Source organism: Shewanella cyperi (assembly GCF_017354985.1).
In the GTDB taxonomy this organism is placed as follows: Bacteria; Pseudomonadota; Gammaproteobacteria; order Enterobacterales; family Shewanellaceae; genus Shewanella; species Shewanella cyperi.
This window is the reverse complement of sequence record NZ_CP071501.1, coordinates 2,716,907-2,733,532: the sequence shown is the minus strand read 5'-3', so window position 1 is coordinate 2,733,532 and position 16,626 is coordinate 2,716,907. Positions and strand designations below refer to the sequence as shown.

General features: G+C 52.9%; 16 protein-coding genes and 1 tRNA gene. 9 read left to right on the top strand and 8 right to left on the bottom strand.

Annotated elements, in window-relative coordinates; all coding sequences use genetic code 11:
• Positions 1-82 precede the first annotated feature (82 nt).
• Both JYB84_RS11895 and JYB84_RS11890 read right to left on the bottom strand, forming a co-directional pair.
• Positions 83-598, bottom strand: coding sequence for a DUF1993 domain-containing protein (locus JYB84_RS11895; protein ID WP_207320284.1), 516 nt, complete (start codon positions 596-598; stop codon positions 83-85).
• 198 nt (positions 599-796) lie between these two features.
• Positions 797-1,192, bottom strand: a complete 396-nt coding sequence (locus JYB84_RS11890; RefSeq protein ID WP_207320283.1) for a putative quinol monooxygenase — start codon at positions 1,190-1,192, stop codon at positions 797-799.
• A gap of 454 nt (positions 1,193-1,646) precedes the next feature.
• Here JYB84_RS11890 and JYB84_RS11885 point away from each other — a divergent pair, with 454 nt between their 5' ends.
• Complete coding sequence (locus JYB84_RS11885) at positions 1,647-3,287, top strand: methyl-accepting chemotaxis protein (RefSeq protein ID WP_207320282.1); 1,641 nt, start codon at positions 1,647-1,649, stop codon at positions 3,285-3,287.
• A 220-nt stretch (positions 3,288-3,507) separates the two neighbouring features.
• Here JYB84_RS11885 and JYB84_RS11880 read toward each other — a convergent pair whose 3' ends face one another.
• The 3 genes from JYB84_RS11880 to JYB84_RS11870 all read right to left on the bottom strand — a co-directional run bounded on the left by JYB84_RS11880 (position 3,508) and on the right by JYB84_RS11870 (position 8,165).
• Complete coding sequence (locus tag JYB84_RS11880; RefSeq protein WP_207320281.1) at positions 3,508-5,502, bottom strand: AAA-like domain-containing protein; 1,995 nt, start codon at positions 5,500-5,502, stop codon at positions 3,508-3,510.
• Between the two features lie 1,398 nt (positions 5,503-6,900).
• Positions 6,901-6,976: transfer RNA gene (locus tag JYB84_RS11875), tRNA-Arg, on the bottom strand.
• A gap of 55 nt (positions 6,977-7,031) precedes the next feature.
• Positions 7,032-8,165 carry a flagellar assembly protein FlgT gene (locus JYB84_RS11870; protein ID WP_207320280.1) on the bottom strand — a complete coding sequence of 378 codons (1,134 nt, stop codon included), beginning with the start codon at positions 8,163-8,165 and terminating at the stop codon, positions 7,032-7,034.
• Between the two features lie 225 nt (positions 8,166-8,390).
• Here JYB84_RS11870 and JYB84_RS11865 point away from each other — a divergent pair, with 225 nt between their 5' ends.
• Positions 8,391-9,023 carry a FlgO family outer membrane protein gene (locus JYB84_RS11865; protein ID WP_207320279.1) on the top strand — a complete coding sequence of 211 codons (633 nt, stop codon included), beginning with the start codon at positions 8,391-8,393 and terminating at the stop codon, positions 9,021-9,023.
• A complete protein-coding gene (locus JYB84_RS11860) occupies positions 9,020-9,472 on the top strand; it encodes an LPP20 family lipoprotein (RefSeq protein WP_207320278.1) in 453 nt (150 codons plus the stop codon). Before JYB84_RS11865 ends, JYB84_RS11860 begins: the two co-directional genes overlap by 4 nt.
• Before the next feature lie 63 nt (positions 9,473-9,535).
• Here the strand turns inward: JYB84_RS11860 and JYB84_RS11855 are convergent, their stop codons facing one another.
• The 3 genes from JYB84_RS11855 to flgA form a co-directional block, all read right to left on the bottom strand.
• Complete coding sequence (locus tag JYB84_RS11855) at positions 9,536-9,967, bottom strand: flagella synthesis protein FlgN (protein ID WP_207320277.1); 432 nt, start codon at positions 9,965-9,967, stop codon at positions 9,536-9,538.
• A gap of 154 nt (positions 9,968-10,121) precedes the next feature.
• Complete coding sequence (gene flgM / locus JYB84_RS11850; RefSeq protein ID WP_207320276.1) at positions 10,122-10,460, bottom strand: flagellar biosynthesis anti-sigma factor FlgM; 339 nt, start codon at positions 10,458-10,460, stop codon at positions 10,122-10,124.
• 73 nt (positions 10,461-10,533) lie between these two features.
• The gene (gene flgA / locus JYB84_RS11845) at positions 10,534-11,247 is read right to left on the bottom strand and encodes a flagellar basal body P-ring formation chaperone FlgA (protein ID WP_207320275.1); all 714 of its coding nucleotides are present in this window, start codon (positions 11,245-11,247) and stop codon (positions 10,534-10,536) included.
• Positions 11,248-11,451: 204 nt separating this feature from the next.
• On the opposite strand from flgA, the gene JYB84_RS11840 reads away from it, so the two are divergent.
• The 6 genes from JYB84_RS11840 (at position 11,452) to flgE (ending at position 16,505) form a co-directional block, all read left to right on the top strand.
• Complete coding sequence (locus JYB84_RS11840; protein WP_207320274.1) at positions 11,452-12,372, top strand: chemotaxis protein CheV; 921 nt, start codon at positions 11,452-11,454, stop codon at positions 12,370-12,372.
• A gap of 125 nt (positions 12,373-12,497) precedes the next feature.
• Positions 12,498-13,331 (top strand): CheR family methyltransferase, encoded by an 834-nt coding sequence (locus tag JYB84_RS11835; RefSeq protein ID WP_207320273.1) that lies wholly within the window; start codon positions 12,498-12,500, stop codon positions 13,329-13,331.
• 151 nt (positions 13,332-13,482) lie between these two features.
• Positions 13,483-13,881, top strand: coding sequence for a flagellar basal body rod protein FlgB (gene flgB, locus JYB84_RS11830; protein WP_207320272.1), 399 nt, complete (start codon positions 13,483-13,485; stop codon positions 13,879-13,881).
• Positions 13,882-13,883: 2 nt separating this feature from the next.
• The gene (flgC, locus tag JYB84_RS11825; RefSeq protein WP_207320271.1) at positions 13,884-14,300 is read left to right on the top strand and encodes a flagellar basal body rod protein FlgC; all 417 of its coding nucleotides are present in this window, start codon (positions 13,884-13,886) and stop codon (positions 14,298-14,300) included.
• A 27-nt stretch (positions 14,301-14,327) separates the two neighbouring features.
• A complete protein-coding gene (gene flgD, locus JYB84_RS11820) occupies positions 14,328-15,065 on the top strand; it encodes a flagellar hook assembly protein FlgD (protein ID WP_207320270.1) in 738 nt (245 codons plus the stop codon).
• Between the two features lie 54 nt (positions 15,066-15,119).
• On the top strand, positions 15,120-16,505 hold the full coding sequence (gene flgE, locus JYB84_RS11815; RefSeq protein WP_207320269.1) for a flagellar hook protein FlgE: 1,386 nt from the start codon (positions 15,120-15,122) through the stop codon (positions 16,503-16,505).
• Positions 16,506-16,626: the final 121 nt, after the last annotated feature.

Sequence of the window (16,626 nt, the reverse complement as noted above, 5' to 3'; positions counted from 1 at the left end):
AGTCGTGGCAAGCCGTTAGCTCATTTTCATGGGGGCTGGGAAGGGCCTGACGGTCCTTCCCAGGTGGCGCTGCGGTGTGCTATCAGCTTTCCAGACGCACGTGTGGGGCGAGGAAGGCCATGAAGTCGGCCTTGCCGAGCGGTGCGCCCAGGTGGCGCAGTATGGCGTAGGCAGTGGTGATGTGGAAATACAGGTTTGGCAGCAGGTATTCGCTAAGGTACTGGCGTGCCGGCAGTTCGCAGTAGCGGCCGGGGCCCAGGCCGATGCGTTTGATGTTGTCGAGCTTGGCATCATCCACACTTATGGCGGCGACCAGCTCCTTGGTCTGGGCTATGATGTCGCGGGCCGTGGCCAGTGAATGCACTTCCTTGCTCAGGTTGTCTATGGGCTCATCGGCACACCACTGGGCAAAGCCCCTGGCCTGATTGCAGGCCACCGCCACCTGGGCGCCGAGGGTAAACATGTCCGGTGCCAGGCGCTCGTCCATCTTGCTGTCCAGCTCGCCGAAGTGCTTTTCGCCCTGGCTCAGCACATGGCCGAGGGTATCCAGGCGGCTGATGAAAAGGCGTTTGATTTCATTGATTTCATTGTGACTCATGTTATTTCCCTGTCATGTGATTGGTGGTTGCCGCAATTGCGGCCGCAGATGACCCGCTCATCTATACAAAGGCAAAAATCGCTGCCGCGCAAGTGACATTTGCACTGTGGTAAGCCGAGACCTTATTCGTGGGGGAGTGGGGCGATAACCGCCGATTCCCGGGACGTTGCCGCAGCCGGAAAACAGCAGCTGAGAACCTTATACGCCCTGGCCACCCAGGGGTAGGGTTTCAACCCGCTGGCCGAAACCGGCGATAAGTGGCCGCCCCTTTGCAATGGCCTGCCTGACCGAATCCAGTGACAGTGACGCCCCATGTTGCGACTTGCTCTGCCAGACCTCGGTGACCCAGAGGGCATTGTCGTCCTGCAGATCGTTGGAGACTATGTAGCTCAAACAACCCGGCATACCGGCTATGCCATTAATCAGAATCGAGGCAAGTTCATCCCGCTTTCCCGGGGCTGCAACCAACTGGCCTATGAGGCCATACATCTGCTCCCCGGTGTCACTTTTGGGGGCTTGCTGCTGGTTTTCTTCAGCGCCTGCCAGCAGCGGCGCCAAAGCGAGCCAACCAATAAGAGTTCTTCTGGAAATCATCCTGATTTACCTTTTGTTTGCGATGGGCCGGCTATCTTGGCCTGCCCGATGGAGTGAATGCCTATAGTGTCACCCTGTCCGCCCGATTGCACCTCCCATCTGTACAGTCCCGGGTTTGAGACCCTGTTTTCAAAGCATTTTCTGTTTTATTTCATGATATGAGTCTGGGTTTCCACCGACTAAAGTGCAGTATGCTGCGACTTCCACCACTATTACTATGATTAGATGACGGAGGCGTCATTGAGCCTGTAGAGCAGTGTGTCCTGCCCAAGGGCGATAGATGGGGGCCGCGGGCCTCGATGCTGATAGATGGGGGCATCCAGGCTGCCGCGGCTTGTATGGAAGGGTTAGCCCTTTGGCTCGGTCTTTGGGGACAGTCATTTGGCACTGCTTTTCGGTGCCGCCTTTTGGCAACAGAATAAAAAAACCAACGCTGGCGAATATCGAGGTGCTTATGCTTGGCAAATTCCTGAGAAACTACAAAATATCCCGCCGCATTTTGTTGATGCTGGTGCTGTCGTTGCTGGCTACCTTGCTGATGTTTGCCTATGCACTGCGCAGCATGGATTCCGTGCTGGTACAGGAAAAGGAAGCGCGGCTGCAGGCCTTGACCGATGTCGCCATCAGCATAGTCAGTGACTTCCACGCCAAGGCCCGCAGCGGGCAGCTCACCGAAGCCGATGCCAAGGCCAAGGCACTGGCGGAGCTCGACAGCATGAGATACGCGGGCAAGGAATACTACTTCACCATCGACCGGCAGGGGATGATGATCCAGCACCCTTTTGCCAAAAAGCTTGAGGGCACCAGCGTGCTGGCCATGGCCGATCCGAACGGCGTCAAGCTGTTCGCTGACATGATCCGTGTCACCGACCGCAGCGAATCGGGCCTGGTCAGCTATATGTGGAATAAACCCGACGCCGACGAACCCAGCCCGAAAATGACAGTGGTCAAACGCTTCAATGACTGGGATTGGATAGTCGGCACCGGCATCTACATCGATGACATTGCCGCCCAAAAGCGTGAATTTACCTGGCAATACCTGCTTATCTTCATTCTGGTGTGGGGCCCGGTACTGGCGCTGCTGCTGATGATAAGCCACAGCGTGACCGAGCCCTTAAGAGAAACCCTCAGCGCCTTTAAAAATATCGCCGAGGGCGAGGGCAACCTGACCCTGAGGCTGGCGGAGCGGGGCAATGATGAGCTGACTCAGGTGGCTCTGTACTTCAACGCCTTTATCGGCAGAATTCAAACCCTGGTCAGCTCGGTGCGTGACTCGGTTGACGACAGTAAAAACCTGGCCACCGACCTGTCCAAAGTCGCCCACGAAGCGGCAAGCGCGACCCACAAAATGCAGCAGGAAACCGAAAGCGTGGCTACCGCCATTAACCAAATGGCCGCCACCGCCTCGGAAGTGGCCTCCAATGCCCAGCTCGCCGCCCGCTCGGCCGCCGATGCCGACAATCAGGCCGACAGCACCAACCAAGTGGTGAACCATGCCATGGGCAACATACGCCAGCTTTCCGGTGAACTTGAGGTGACCTCGGATGTGGTCCAGGCGCTCAAGGTCAGCTCAGGCGAAATCGGCCAGATACTCGATGTTATCGTCGGCATTGCCGAGCAAACCAACCTGCTGGCACTCAATGCCGCCATCGAAGCCGCCAGGGCCGGCGAAGCCGGACGGGGCTTTGCGGTCGTTGCCGACGAAGTGAGAACCCTGGCCAGCCGCACCCAGGAATCCACCCGCGAAATCAACGCCATCATCGAAGCTATCCGCGGCTCGGTGGATAAGGTCAATGCCTCGGTAGCCCGGGCCCGGGAACAGTCCGACAAAACCGTCGCCGAAACCGCCCAGGCCATGGACGCCCTCGGCCTGATAAAACAGGCCATCGGCGAAATCAATGATATGAACGTCCACATCGCCACCGCCACCGATGAGCAAAGCGCCGTCATTGCCGAGCTCAACCTGAACATCACCCGGATCAACGACATCTCCCGCGACAATCAGTCCAAGAGCGAAACCGTCGGCCAAACCAGCGATCGGATCGCCGAAGACTCCCGGCAGATGGAGAGTCTTATCGCGGTGTTTAAGGTGTAATGGACCAATCATCCTGCTCCAGCGATGTGGTGGGAAGTAGGGCGCCCCATTGTCGGTACGTGCTATTGCCGATGGTGGTGGGCTGGTGAGGCAGCGTTGAAATTCAGGAAGGGAACTCTCGCCGCAAGAGCGGCGAGAGTAGATGAAACAGCAAAAATTAAAATACCTTTTTAACAAACCGCGCTAAAAACATGATTTGCATGCAAATTATGGAGGCTAGTTACAGCATATCTCCGAGATCATTTTCTAAATTGCTCATGCAAAGTCTGAAGTAAGAAAATTGTTCATCGGATATCACTTTAGCGTGAGCATCTCCACGAGATGAATTAATAAATTCTAATTGCTTGAATGTTTCTTGCTTTGTTTTATCAAATGAGTTTTTAAACACATCCCATTGCTTCGAAATAATTTTCCCTAAATCGAGAAAGTAGATCTCACTTTTATTTGCATCAAATAATTCATCGTATGATAGATTTGATAGTTTGGATTTTCTAGGCTCGCCAAAAATATTTAGAATAGTCTCTCTGGCTTCTTGAGCACCCATTTGGGCCTTTAGTAAAAATCTAACAAGTTTTCTAAGTTTTAACTCTGAAGCATTTCTTCTTTTGGATATTTCACTCCATTTTTCTTCCATAGTAAGTCCAATTTTCTTATATTTTGATTTGTCTAATATATATTCTCTTATTGAATCTATATTGAAATCAAAACCACATCTCTCTCTTCTTATCAAGCCATATCCTAAAAGATGTGCTGTATATGATGGATGTAGATCTGCAAAGTCATTAAATGTTGATATATCATCATTTGCTAACATTGATAGCATTTCGTATTCATCAGGATAATAGTCCTTGAGTACACTTATTATCATCTCAAGGTAGTTGGAGTGGTTGACAATGAATTCATCTTTAGCTTCCCTATATGAATTTCTGCCAATATCCACTGGTCTTTCTAGTTCCTTAACTTCCTTGGATATTAGGCTGCAAACATGCCTCATTAAAAATGGGTGTCCACCGAAGTCATCCGTGAGTTTAGAGTATACGTTTTCCTCGAATCTTAATCCCATTCTTTTTCCGAGCTTACGCACCATTTCTCTAGTGTCTTTTACTTGAAATCCAGGTATGTAAACTGGGTTGAAGTGATTAAAGATAGGGTTGTCAATGTTGTCTATTTTTGGCAATTCTATACAGGTTGGGTTGGTTCCTACAATTAAGTAAGAAATTAGATTTGTATTTCGTTGGAAAATTGATCTTAGCGTTTGCCAAAACAACGCAAAGTCCTTGCCATTACACCAGTGTTCAGCTGGGGCTGTTGTTCTCGAAATATTCTCTATTTCGTCAAATATAAGAAATATTGGCCCAGTTAAACCTTTTCTGCATTCCTTTAAGAAATTTTCTGTTAAGTGAGAGGCATCTTTCTCTGTGAATTTTGACTCGTCAGGTATTTCCAATTCAATGTTAATATATTCTTTTACTTTCAAACATAAATAAAATAATGCTTCATTCCAACGTCTCTGATTAAAAGAAGTTTCTTGGCAGTCAATAATGGCTGATCTTATTTTATCTTTTAAAAGATTTCTTTCTATACCATTTATCAGTGATGTCTTTCCTGTCTTTCTTAGTCCAAATAATCCAGAGTTTTCACCGCTTTTCAATCTATTAGTTAGTTCTTGTATGAGGTCATTTCGTCCAAAAAAGTATATATCTTTCTTCAGTGGAGCTTCAAACGCAAAAAGATCACGAGTGTAGAAATACTTCCTAAATCTATTTCTGAAGAAAAATGAGTCCTTTACTTTATCGAGTTCACTGTATGAAAACGGAATAATTACTTGAGTCTCTGGTTCATTTTTTACCAAGGTTTCCAAGGAGTTCTCTACATTAGAGTCAGCACTTACAAGTATGTTGCAAATTTTTTCTATTCTTAGTGATGAGTGTTTCTTTAAAATATATTCAAATACATCTAGTGTTCGTGCCTGGATGCTCTCATAGTTACTGAATACAACAATTATTTCCCTATCTAAGTTAAACATGTCAGTGTAGATTTCTGTAGGGTTTAGTATTATGTATTTATAAACGCTGTTATATCCAAGTTTTATTTCTTCACCTCCATTTGTTATAAAAAATTCTTTAGATAATGTATCTATTATTTTTTTCTCGACCTCATTAAAATGAGAGTCCTTAAATAATGGGTGAATCCCTGGGTATGTTTTTTCGCTCATTTTTAATTACTCATTTTTATATAATTTATTTTTTATATTTAATCTAAAGTTGACTGTATTTCTAGCTTGAATTGTCATTCAATGAACAACAGAAAGAATGCCTTTTGTAGAAGAAAAAAGAGCAATAATATGTGTGATCAGAAAAAGTTAGACCTAGAAATAAAGTAAGCGACTTGAAGACGCAATCCCTGCTAATCATATTAGTATCCCTAAACTGAGAATTGAAATAAGTTATCGATCTGCTTAGCGGGCCAGAAGTCCTTCAGCTCCTGCTAAGTGACAGAAACTGTACTATCGCTTGCCCTTCAGGCACGCCACCATCCTTGAATTTGGACTACAAGTTTCCTGCGTTCTGTAAAGTTTTGATTGTATGATACATGTGCTTCAATTAATCCGAACTTACCACAGCTCTTATTCGTCGTCTGTAGGATATTTGCCATTTATTACAAAAACTTGTGCGGGATCATAAGATATGTGCTGGCATGCTGTTTAAGCATGAAAATCCTTTCTTTCATATCTTGGATGCCAGGCTGGTTTGGCGGAATGTGTTGGCTTTAGATGTGAGCTTGGTTATTTGCTCTTTATCGGTGCTGGACGGTTGAGCAATGTCGGAGTGGAACACCTTTAGCTTGCACTGCTGCACCAGTGACCATCGGCGACAGGACGTCGCCGTTGAGCCTCCAGGGATGGATTCACGGCGTGTTACTGGGGTAGCAGTGCGAAGGCCCACCGCAGGTGATTAATTGCATTAAAAGGTGGATGCTGCATCACCTCAAGAGATTGCCGCTTTGCCAGCGGCACAAAGTCGTGGGTCTCCAACCCACACCCGGGCAAGGGGCTTTGCTCATCCAAAGCCCCTTGCAACCCAAAGGATGCCCCCGATCGGAGCCGAAGGCCCCTCGGATTTATGGGCGAAACGGCCAACGCGACAGACTCGCCTCCATGCTCGACTGTCGCTACCTCGGCTTCCTGCCTCGGTTGTTGCCGTTTCTTGCCCAACATCCTCGGCGGCTCCAAAGGGGGAATCGGTGCAACAGTCTGGCATTTGCTTTCATTCGGGCTCTTGGATGATAAGTCCACAGCTGGAGTGGAACACCCTGAGCTTGCACTGCTGCGCCAGTGACCGTCCGAGCCATGGATGGCGAGGGGAGGCTATAGGGACATATTCATGCCGTGTCACTGGAGTAGCAGTGCGAAGGCCCACGGCAGGTGATTAATGGCATCAGATGCCGGAAGTTGCAGTTGAAGCAAGATATTGCCACGGTGGTGGCGGCACATAGGCGGCACAGCCGATCAATACAGATACTGTCGCGGCAACAGAAACACAAAAATTGGCAGAAAAAGAGGAACTGAAAGAAAAGCTTGAAACTTGTGCAAGCAGTCACAAGCAGAAGTGACTGGTCTCCCCACAGGGACTCGAACCCCGATCGGTCGCTTAGGAGGCGACTGCTCTATCCTGTTGAGCTATAGGGAGACGCAGCTGATTATACTGGTTTTGGCTCCGATTAAAAGTCTTGAATTTTAATTGCTTAAATCTTAATCGCTATGTCGTTGAGCTGAATATTCAAGGTCGCCTGCTGGCCCTTGAGCACCGCAATGGCACTGTCTTCGGTCACTTGCTCTATCTTGATGTTTGTATGTGAATTATTGGCAAGGGTACGCATCCGCGACAGGCGGTCGCCGATATTGTGGGTCAAGACCAGCTGCAGCTCATCGCCATTTTTCAGGCCATGGCGGCGGCCGAGGTTGATGATCAGGGTTTCGCCTTCGCGGGCCACCACCTGGCCGAGTACGGGGCGACACATCAGCGCCTCATCCATGGCGCGGCCGGCGTCGGCCAGCAGCTTGTCTATGCCGCGGCCATAGGCGGAGCGCCAGAAGCGGTCGCTGTCGGGGTCGACGCTGGCCTGCAACTCAAATTCCCAGGGCGCCGAGGTGTCCAGTTCGTTCTGCCAGATCACTTCGCCGCTGATGCCGTGGTACAGGGTCAGCCGCAAACGGAACTGGCGCAGTGGATCGCTGTGCCACAGCCCCAGCATGGAGGATTCGGCAGGTTCGGTGGCTACGTCCATCAGCTCGGGCAGCAGCACATATTGGCTGTCGCTGCTGTCGGCAAGCCAGGACGGCAAACGATTGCCGCCACTGCCCATGGCCAGCACCTTGTCGGCGGCCAGATGAATAAAGCCGGTGCTGGAAGTGCGTTCCAATTGCGCCCCCAGCCGACGGGAAATGGCGGCGGGCAATTGGGTCAACTGGCCGTGGCGCAGCTGGGCGCGGTCGCGGATCTGCGCCTGGGGCAGAAAGATGGCGGCCTTGAGCTGGCCCTTGGCGCAGTTGGGCTCGACATCATCCAGGAGTTCAAGCTGCAGTTTGACCGTCAGCTTGTTGTGGCGGATCTCTTCGCTGATAAGCTCGATGCGGTTGGTCATCAGCATTTGTGCCAGGGTCAGGGTATTCTGGGTCAGGCGGCCATTGACCACCTGTTGCTCGGCATTAAAGCTGGCACCACTGGCAAGTCCGGCATAGCTGATGGCCTGGGCCACGGCTTGTTCACGGGCCTTGGCGACATCGCCGTCAACTATGATGGCTTCGCCCGTGGCCTGCTGCCATTGGGCGACGCCGGGGCCGGACACCAGGGCCAGCAGCAGCAATAGGGTACGCATGGGCGAATATCCTCCCGGAGTAAACAGGTTTGGCGGCGGACACCGGCGTCCGCTCACCTTCGACCTGAACTAAAGCAAGATGCGTGCCTGAATAATTGCATTGCGGCAACTAAGCGGGGTCAAGTTTTGCCGCCCCGGGCCGATAAGAGACTATCCCCAGTCGGGGGACATGGCATCGGACAGGAGTTCGACAGCAAATTTTCCCTCATTATCAGGTGGTTGGAAATGAATAAAAGCCTAATTATTGCCACAGTGCTGGCGCTGCTGACGCCCATGGCCGGTTTGGCCGAATCCCTGCCCAGAGAATCTCTTTACCAAGCCGAGGGCTATCCGACCCGAGGCCAGGTCAATGTATTGGCGCAGCAGATGGTCAACGAGCTGCTGCAGCAAAACGATGGCCTGTTGCCCGAGCAGCCCCTGCTGGTGGCGACCCCGGTTTCCGTGGCGGATTTTCGCGGCAGTAATGAATTGGCCCAACAGTTGCAGCAAGGTTTGATGGCTGCCCTCCATGCCCGTTATTTCAACGTGGTGGATTTGAATCTTGGAGAGGCGGTGCGGGTAACGGCCCAGGGCGACTTGTTGCTCAGCCGCGACTGGCAACAGTTGGGGCAGAATATCGATGTGGCCCATGTGCTGGTGTCCAGCATGAGCCTGGCCAAAGACGGCCTGGTGCTGAACAGCCGAATCGTTGACACAGGAAACAAGCGGGTGGTGGCGGCATCACAAGCCTTTGTGGCTCCGGCACAATTGACCGGCTACCTGGCACAATCGGAAAAAGTGGTGTCCCGCGATGGTCTGCTGTATCGCTATGAGCAGCGTGGCGAGGACAAGGTAAAGGTATTGGGAGACAGACCATGAAACATTTGATGCTGTGCCTAGTGGCGGCATTGGCTCTGGGCGGCTGCGCCGGCCGCGATCGCTATGTACAGTGGGAAACCGAAGCGCCGGAAAGCTTCCCCAAAATTACCGCCATAGGCTACGCGCCCCTGGACAGTCAACCGGCCAAGGAGCAATCCCAGAAGGTATTGCTGGCGATGCAGGCCTCCAAGATTGCCGCCTATCGGGAGTTGGCCGAGCAGGTTTATGGCCAGAACATCAGTGCCGGCACCAGTGTCAACGACTGGATGGTGGCCGATGACAAGGTCAAGGCCAGCGTCTCCGGGGTGATCCGCGGCGCCCGGGTGGTCAAGAGTTACCCCACAGGTGATCACTACGTCACCGAGCTGGAACTGGATTTTGCCTTGGTATGGGCCCTGTATCAGCAGACCCACAGGCCGCAGAAGGTGAAAGACGTCACCTATTTCTAGGGGAACTGACTTGCTGACAATAAACCCGGCCATGGCCGGGTTTTGTGTTATCTGGAAGACCGTTTAAGCGCTGAAATCATTGCCCAGGGTGGAGATGGTCGAGGTCTTGCCCTTGTCGTTATAGGTCAGGGAACTGGCATTGCGGCTGACCTGCAGTGCCTGGGCCAGGCGGTTGAGGCTGGCGAGGTTGTGCTCTATCAGTTGGCCATTGAGTTCATTGAGCTGTTGGCACTGTGCCAGACGCTCTTTGGCGTCCTCGACCCTGGCCTTGAGTTCTGCATCCTGACTGAGCTGCGCCCGATCCGGATGGGCTTCCAGTTGCTTGTCGTTGTGCTGAAGGGCCTGCAGTAACTCGGCCTTGGTGCCGCTTAAGCGCAACAGCTCTTCTGCCGCTTGTTGGATCAGTGCCTGCTTTTCGTCGGTGATCAGTTGCATCAGGCCATCAAGCAGGCGTTGCTGTTGCGTAAGCAGCGCGAGGAGTGTGTGTTCTGTCATTGCTGGGTCCCCTGATGTTAAACACAATATCAAAAGCAGGCGTCAAAAACATCGACGTTGCCCCTACTTTACAGGCAAATAAATGCAAAAGCCCGGCCAACTCTGTCGGCCGGGCTCGCGCTCAGTCTTTTCCGTTTCAGTCGGTCACACTGATTCAGGCATCCGAATCGAGATCCTGCATATCCTTTTCAAAGCGGGCTATGTTGGCGGCCAGTTTTTCCGGGTCCACCTTATAGCGGCCTTCTGCTATGGCCTGCTTGATTTCGGCAATCTTCTTTTGATCCACATCGGGCAGGGCGGCCATGCGCGACTGAATGCCTTGCAGTTGTTGGGCCTGGGAGGTGATGACCACAGAATCGTTCTTGTGGGCTGCCCCGTTACCCTGGGTTTGCTCGGTCTTGGCAGACTGTTGTTGTACCTGCTGTGCAGGGGTATTTGATGCGCGGACGCGGGCAGCGTTGGCCGCGTTGCTCTGTTTGATGTCCATTGCCATGATAGGCTCCAAAGTGACTGAAACGGATTACTTAAACTTGTATCGGCGCTGCTGCCAAAAGCTTTAGCTATTTTTACATTTTAACTTCAACTTCTCCAACACCCGTCACTTTTGCTTCCAACTCCTTGTTGGAACTGCTGTTTCTAACTCTAATTTTGTCACCGATATTACCATCGGCCAGGGCCTCGCCCAAGGTTTTTATCTGGAAGTGCTCGCTCCTGGCGATGATGGCCACCGAATCGCCGCGGCAAACGAAACACAGGTTGGCGGCGTATACCGGGGCATCCTGGGCAATACGGCGTTTTGCCCGGGTGCCTATCACTTCACTTTCGGCGGCAAACTGTTGCCCCCGCAGCAGGCTTTTATCGACAAACGCCAGGGTCACATCGCCTTCGCCAATCAGCTCACCTGCCCCCACCGGCCGGGTGGCCACCACCATAGGAAAAAGGATATCCACCCGTACCGAGAGAAATATCTGCCAGGGATAGTCGAGATCGGGACTGTGACACTGGACCTTGACCGTGTTGTTCTTGCCTATTTCGCGGTTGCTGGCAAGGGTGGCACTGATGCCGTCGCTGCAGCGTGGTGGGCTCATGCGGTTATCCAGGCTTTGGGCCTGGATTTCTATCCTGGCCTCGGCCGGCGCCTCGATTTTTTGTGCCACCGCCGCTTCAGCGGCTTCCCGTATGGCCGATAGGGTGGGGACAGTGGCAAGGTCGGCGGCCCAAACACGGGACGTCGAAACTGCGAGAAAGATCCAAATAAACTGTGCTAACTTTAGTTTCATAATGAAGAGACTAGCTTGTCACGCCAGAATACACCTATACTTTCAAAAAATTGGCCTCAATGGCAGTCATCCGTCGCGGTGGGCTGTCAAAAGTTTGACGGCAATGGAATGCGATGGGTCATAGCGGGATTAAAGCAAGTTATATGCCTATACTCTTCAGCATGACAAGGCACCCTCATTCAGAATCATAACTAAGGCGAACTTATGTCGAGCATTCTTGAGTCAGTCAATAAACGTACCCAGTTGGTGGGGCAAAACCGCTTGGAGCTGTTGCTGTTCAAGCTAAACGGCCGCCAACGGTATGGGATTAACGTTTTCAAGGTCAAGGAAGTATTGCAATGTCCACCCCTGACCGCATTGCCCAGACTCAATCCCTTTGTGCGTGGGGTCGCCCATATACGCGGCTCTACCATTTCCGTCATCGATTTGAGTGCCGCCACCGGTGGTCGTCCGATTGAGAACATCCAGAACTGTTTCATCATTATCTCAGAGTACAACCGATCGGTGCAGGGCTTTCTGGTCAGTTCGGTGGAGCGGATCATCAACATTAACTGGGAAGCCATCATGCCGCCTCCCAAGGGCGCCGGTCGTTATTCCTATCTGACTGCGGTGACCGAGATCGACGGCGAGCTGGTGGAAATCCTCGACGTGGAGAAGATCCTCGATGAGATCTCCCCGGTCAAAACGTCCATCAGCGAAGAGATGGATGCCAACCTGACCATAGACAGGGAACAGCACTTCCACATTATGGTCATCGACGATTCGGCCGTGGCCCGCAAGCAGATCATCCGCGCTCTGAGTTCGCTCAACCTGCAGATTGATACCGCTAAAGACGGTCGTGAGGCCCTGGATAAACTGAAATCCATTGCCACCGAAATGGACAATGTTGCCACCGAGATCCCTTTGATTATTTCGGATATCGAAATGCCGGAAATGGATGGCTATACCCTGACGGCGGAAATTCGCGACGATCCCAAGCTCAAGCACATCAAGGTGGTGCTGCATACCTCCCTGAGCGGCGTGTTCAACCAGGCCATGGTGCAAAAGGTCGGTGCCAATGATTTTATTGCCAAGTTCAACCCCGATGAATTGGCGGCTGCGGTCAACAAACACCTGAGCCTGTAGCAGGAAAGGGCAGTCGGGCTTGTGTTAGGGACTGTCATGCTGTATAAAGCGCCGCTTGTTTTATAGAAGTGTTTCAGAAGCTTGGCTCCGCGGGGCGGACTTCAACAGAGTGCAGGAAGTAAAGGGTGACTGATAAATCACTGGCTGAGGCTGAGTACAATCAATTCAGGTTGTTCCTGGAACAACACAGCGGCATAGTACTGGGTGAAAACAAGCAATACCTGGTACGCAGCCGTCTGGCCCCGCTGATGGGCAAGTACGGCTTGCCGTCCCTGAATGAAGTGGTCAAGCACGCCATGAAGCCCACGGAGCGGCAGTTGCGCACCGAAGTGATTGACGCCATGACCACCAATGAGACTCTGTGGTTCAGGGACAGATACCCCTTCGAGCTGTTGGCCAGCGCCCTGTTGCCCGAATTTGGCCGCCTCGGCCGCCCCCTGAAAATCTGGTCGGCGGCCTGTTCCTCAGGTCAGGAACCCTATTCCCTGGCCATGACCATTCTGGAATATCAGCAGAAACGCCCCGGGGCCTTGCCCATGGGGGCAGCCATTCAGGCCACGGATCTGTCGCCTTCCATGCTGGATCGTTGCCGCAACGCCGAATACGATAATCTGGCCCTCGGCAGGGGGCTGTCCGAGGAGCGCAAGCGTCAATTTTTTGAGGCTCTTCCCGGCGGCAATATGCGGGTCAGGGACAATGTCCGCCGTATGGTCAACTTCCGTGCCCACAATTTGCTGGAAAGTTATGCGCTGCTTGGCAAGTTTGACATTATCTTTTGCCGCAACGTGCTTATCTATTTTGCCCCCGAGGCAAAGGCAAAGATACTGCGGCAATTTGCTGCCGCCCTCAATCCCAAGGGCATACTCTTTCTCGGAGCCTCCGAATCCATTGCCGGCCTGACCGATGAGTTTGACATGATCCGCTGTAACCCGGGGATTTACTACCAGAAACGCACCTGAGTTAATAACTCACTGTTTTAAAATAACTAATCAGTAACCCCCTCATCGCTGGCAGGCATCTGTCAGCGCCCTCTGAATAAAATCTCCTTTCAATATTTTTTTGGCACGCGAGTTGCTTAATCTCAGTCCAAGTGACAGAGGAGGCAATTTTATGGCGATCAGTTTTGACAAGGCATTGGGAGTTCACCAGTACACCCTGGGGATCCGCGCCGAGCGTGCTGAAGTGCTTTCCAGCAACATTGCCAATGCCGATACCCCCCATTACAAGGCCCGGGATGTGGACTTCCAGGCGGCGCTGCAATCGGCCAAGAGCCAGCAACGCGGTTTGAGCATGAGCCAAACCAGCGAGCGCCACTTCGATCTGGCAGCCCTGACCCGGCAGCATATCCAGTTCCGGGTGCCCAACCAGCCGGATACGGGTGATGGCAACACTGTCGATATCCAACAGGAGCAGTCGGCCTTTATGCAGAATGCCCTCGAGTACCAGATGTCCCTGGGGTTTCTCGAAGGCAAGTTCAACGGCATGAAGAAGGCGATTAAAGGAGATTAACCATGAGCTTGTTTAATATCTTCAATGTGTCTGGCTCGGGTATGACGGCCCAATCGGTCCGGCTCAATACCACCGCCAGTAACATAGCCAACGCCGACTCTGTTTCCAGCAGCGTTGACAAGACATACAGGGCCAGACATCCGGTATTTGAGGCTGAAATGGCCAAGGCCGCCAGTCAGCAGCAGGCCTCCACCGCCGTATCGGTGCGCGGTATTGTCGAGAGCGATAAGCCGTTGCAAAAGGAATATGCCCCGGATCATCCCCTGGCGGACACCGATGGCTACATATACAAGCCCAATGTGAATGTGATGGAAGAGATGGCAGATATGATCTCCGCCTCCCGTTCCTACCAGATGAATGCCCAGGTGGCTGATGCGGCCAAATCCATGCTGCAACAGACACTCAGGATGGGAAAATAATATGACGCACAGCGCAGGAGGTCATAAGTGAGCCTCGTTAACTCAGTAGGTCAGACGCCGGCCAGGACCCAGTCCAGCACTCAGAGCAGTACCGGCAACCCGTTTCTGGACAATATCAGGCTGCAGGGAGAACCGGCAGCGCCTGAAAATAAAAACCAACAGCTGGACCAGGACGATTTTTTTGCCCTGCTCAGCCAGCAGTTGTCGATGCAGGATCCCTTTAAGCCGGTGGACAACGATCAGATGATCGCCCAGATGGCGTCCTTCTCGACCGTGGATGGGATCTCCAAGCTCAACGACGAGATACTCAACCTCAACGGCGTTATGTCTTCCAGTCAGGCGCTGCAGGCGTCGGGCCTGGTGGGGCAGAAGGTATTGATCCCGTCTTCGACCGGTTACCTGTCGGCCACGGATCCGGAAATTCGCGGCGTGATCAGCACCCCCGAGGTGATTAAGGACATCACGGTTCGAATCGAGGATGACAAAGGTCAGCTGGTGAAGTCTTACACAGTCGACGGCAGTGCCGGCGGCAACGTCGAACTGACCTGGGATGGCCTGGATAAGGATGGTAAACCGGCCCCCGATGGTGCTTATACCATCAAGGCCAGCGGCAAGGTGGATGGCAAGGCCCAGGAATTGCCCGTGTCTACCTATGCCCACGTATCGAGTGTGTCTCTGGGCACTGCAGCCACCGGCGCTATTCTGAACCTGCGCGGTATCGGCGGCATTAAATTGGCGGACGTCCTGGCGGTTTCTGAAACCTGAACGGACTTGGATTCGGGTCTCGGCCCGGGATGAACAGCTTAATAGAGGTGAATTATGTCTTTTAACATTGCACTCAGTGGTATCGCAGCGGCGCAAAAAGATCTCAATACCACGGCCAACAACATTGCCAACGTCAACACCACGGGCTTCAAGGAGTCCCGTGCCGAGTTTGCCGATGTGTACGCCAACTCGATTTTCTCCAACAGCAAAACCACAGTGGGCGGCGGTGTGACCACCACCCAGGTGGCCCAGCAATTCCATCAGGGCAGCTTGCTGTTTACCAGCAACGCGTTGGACATGGCCATCAGTGGCGGTGGTTTCTTTGTGACCGCTTCCACCGCCGGCTCCCAGGATTACTCCTTTACCCGTGCCGGTGCCTTTAAGGTGGACGCCAATAACTTTATGGTGGACTCCGCCGGTAACTTCCTGCAGACCTTCCCAGTGGACAAGGACGGAAACTCCACTTCCGTGAGTTTGACCACCACCCGTCCGGTGCAGATCCCCGATACCGCAGGCAGTCCTGTGATGACGGAAAACGTTGGCATCCAGATGAACCTCAATGCCGGCGAAAAAGCCAAGGATCCAGCGGCGTTCAATCCCAATGATTCGGATACCTACAACAACTCCACCTCGGTCACTATCTATGACTCCCTGGGTGAGCCCCATATTCTGACCACCTACTTCGTGCGCCCAGAGAATGGCGCCTATACAGGGGTGAACAACTGGGTGACTTTTTATGCCCTTGATGGCCAGCAGGTGGATTTGAATGGTGCTGCCGGTACCTATAACACCGACGCCGATGGCGACGGTGCTCCAGATGACCTCAATGGTGATGGTGTCCTTGATACCACCCTGGCCCAGACTGCCGGTGGTTGGCGCGGCGCGGTGATCAGCTTCGATTCCGCCGGCGCCTACATAGGCAGTAATCCGGCGGTGATCACCACCGAGGCCCTGGGGGTTTCGGGTGCCGCCGTACTTGGCCCCGGCGCCGATGGTGCCCAGGACCTGACCATCACCTATGGAAATCCAACCCAGTATGCCTCGGCGTTCGAGGTGACCGAACTGACCCAGGACGGTACCACTGTAGGACGTCTGACCAACGTGGAAGTGGGCGCCGATGGTTTGGTTAACGCCAGTTACTCCAACGGCTCCACCGTGCCTTTGGCGCGGGTAGCTCTGGTGCGTTTTGCCAACGAGCAGGGCCTGACCCAGGTGGGCAACACCTCCTGGAAAGAGAGCCTAGCCTCGGGTCCGGCCCTGGCCGGTGAAGCCAACAGCGGCACCTTCGGCAGCATTCGTTCCTCGGCCCTGGAGCAGTCCAACGTGGACCTGACCACGGAGCTGGTGGACCTGATTTCGGCCCAGCGTAACTTCCAGGCCAACTCCCGTACCCTGGAAGTGAACAATACCCTGCAGCAGACAGTACTGCAGATCCGCTAATCCCCGAGCCAAGCGTTGCCGCCCCGGCGGCAGCGCTTTTCCGCCCAGGTGGCATACCTGGAATATTCCCCAATCTTTTCCTTCGCTTAATATTAAACGCCACTGCTCAATTTTTTGGCAT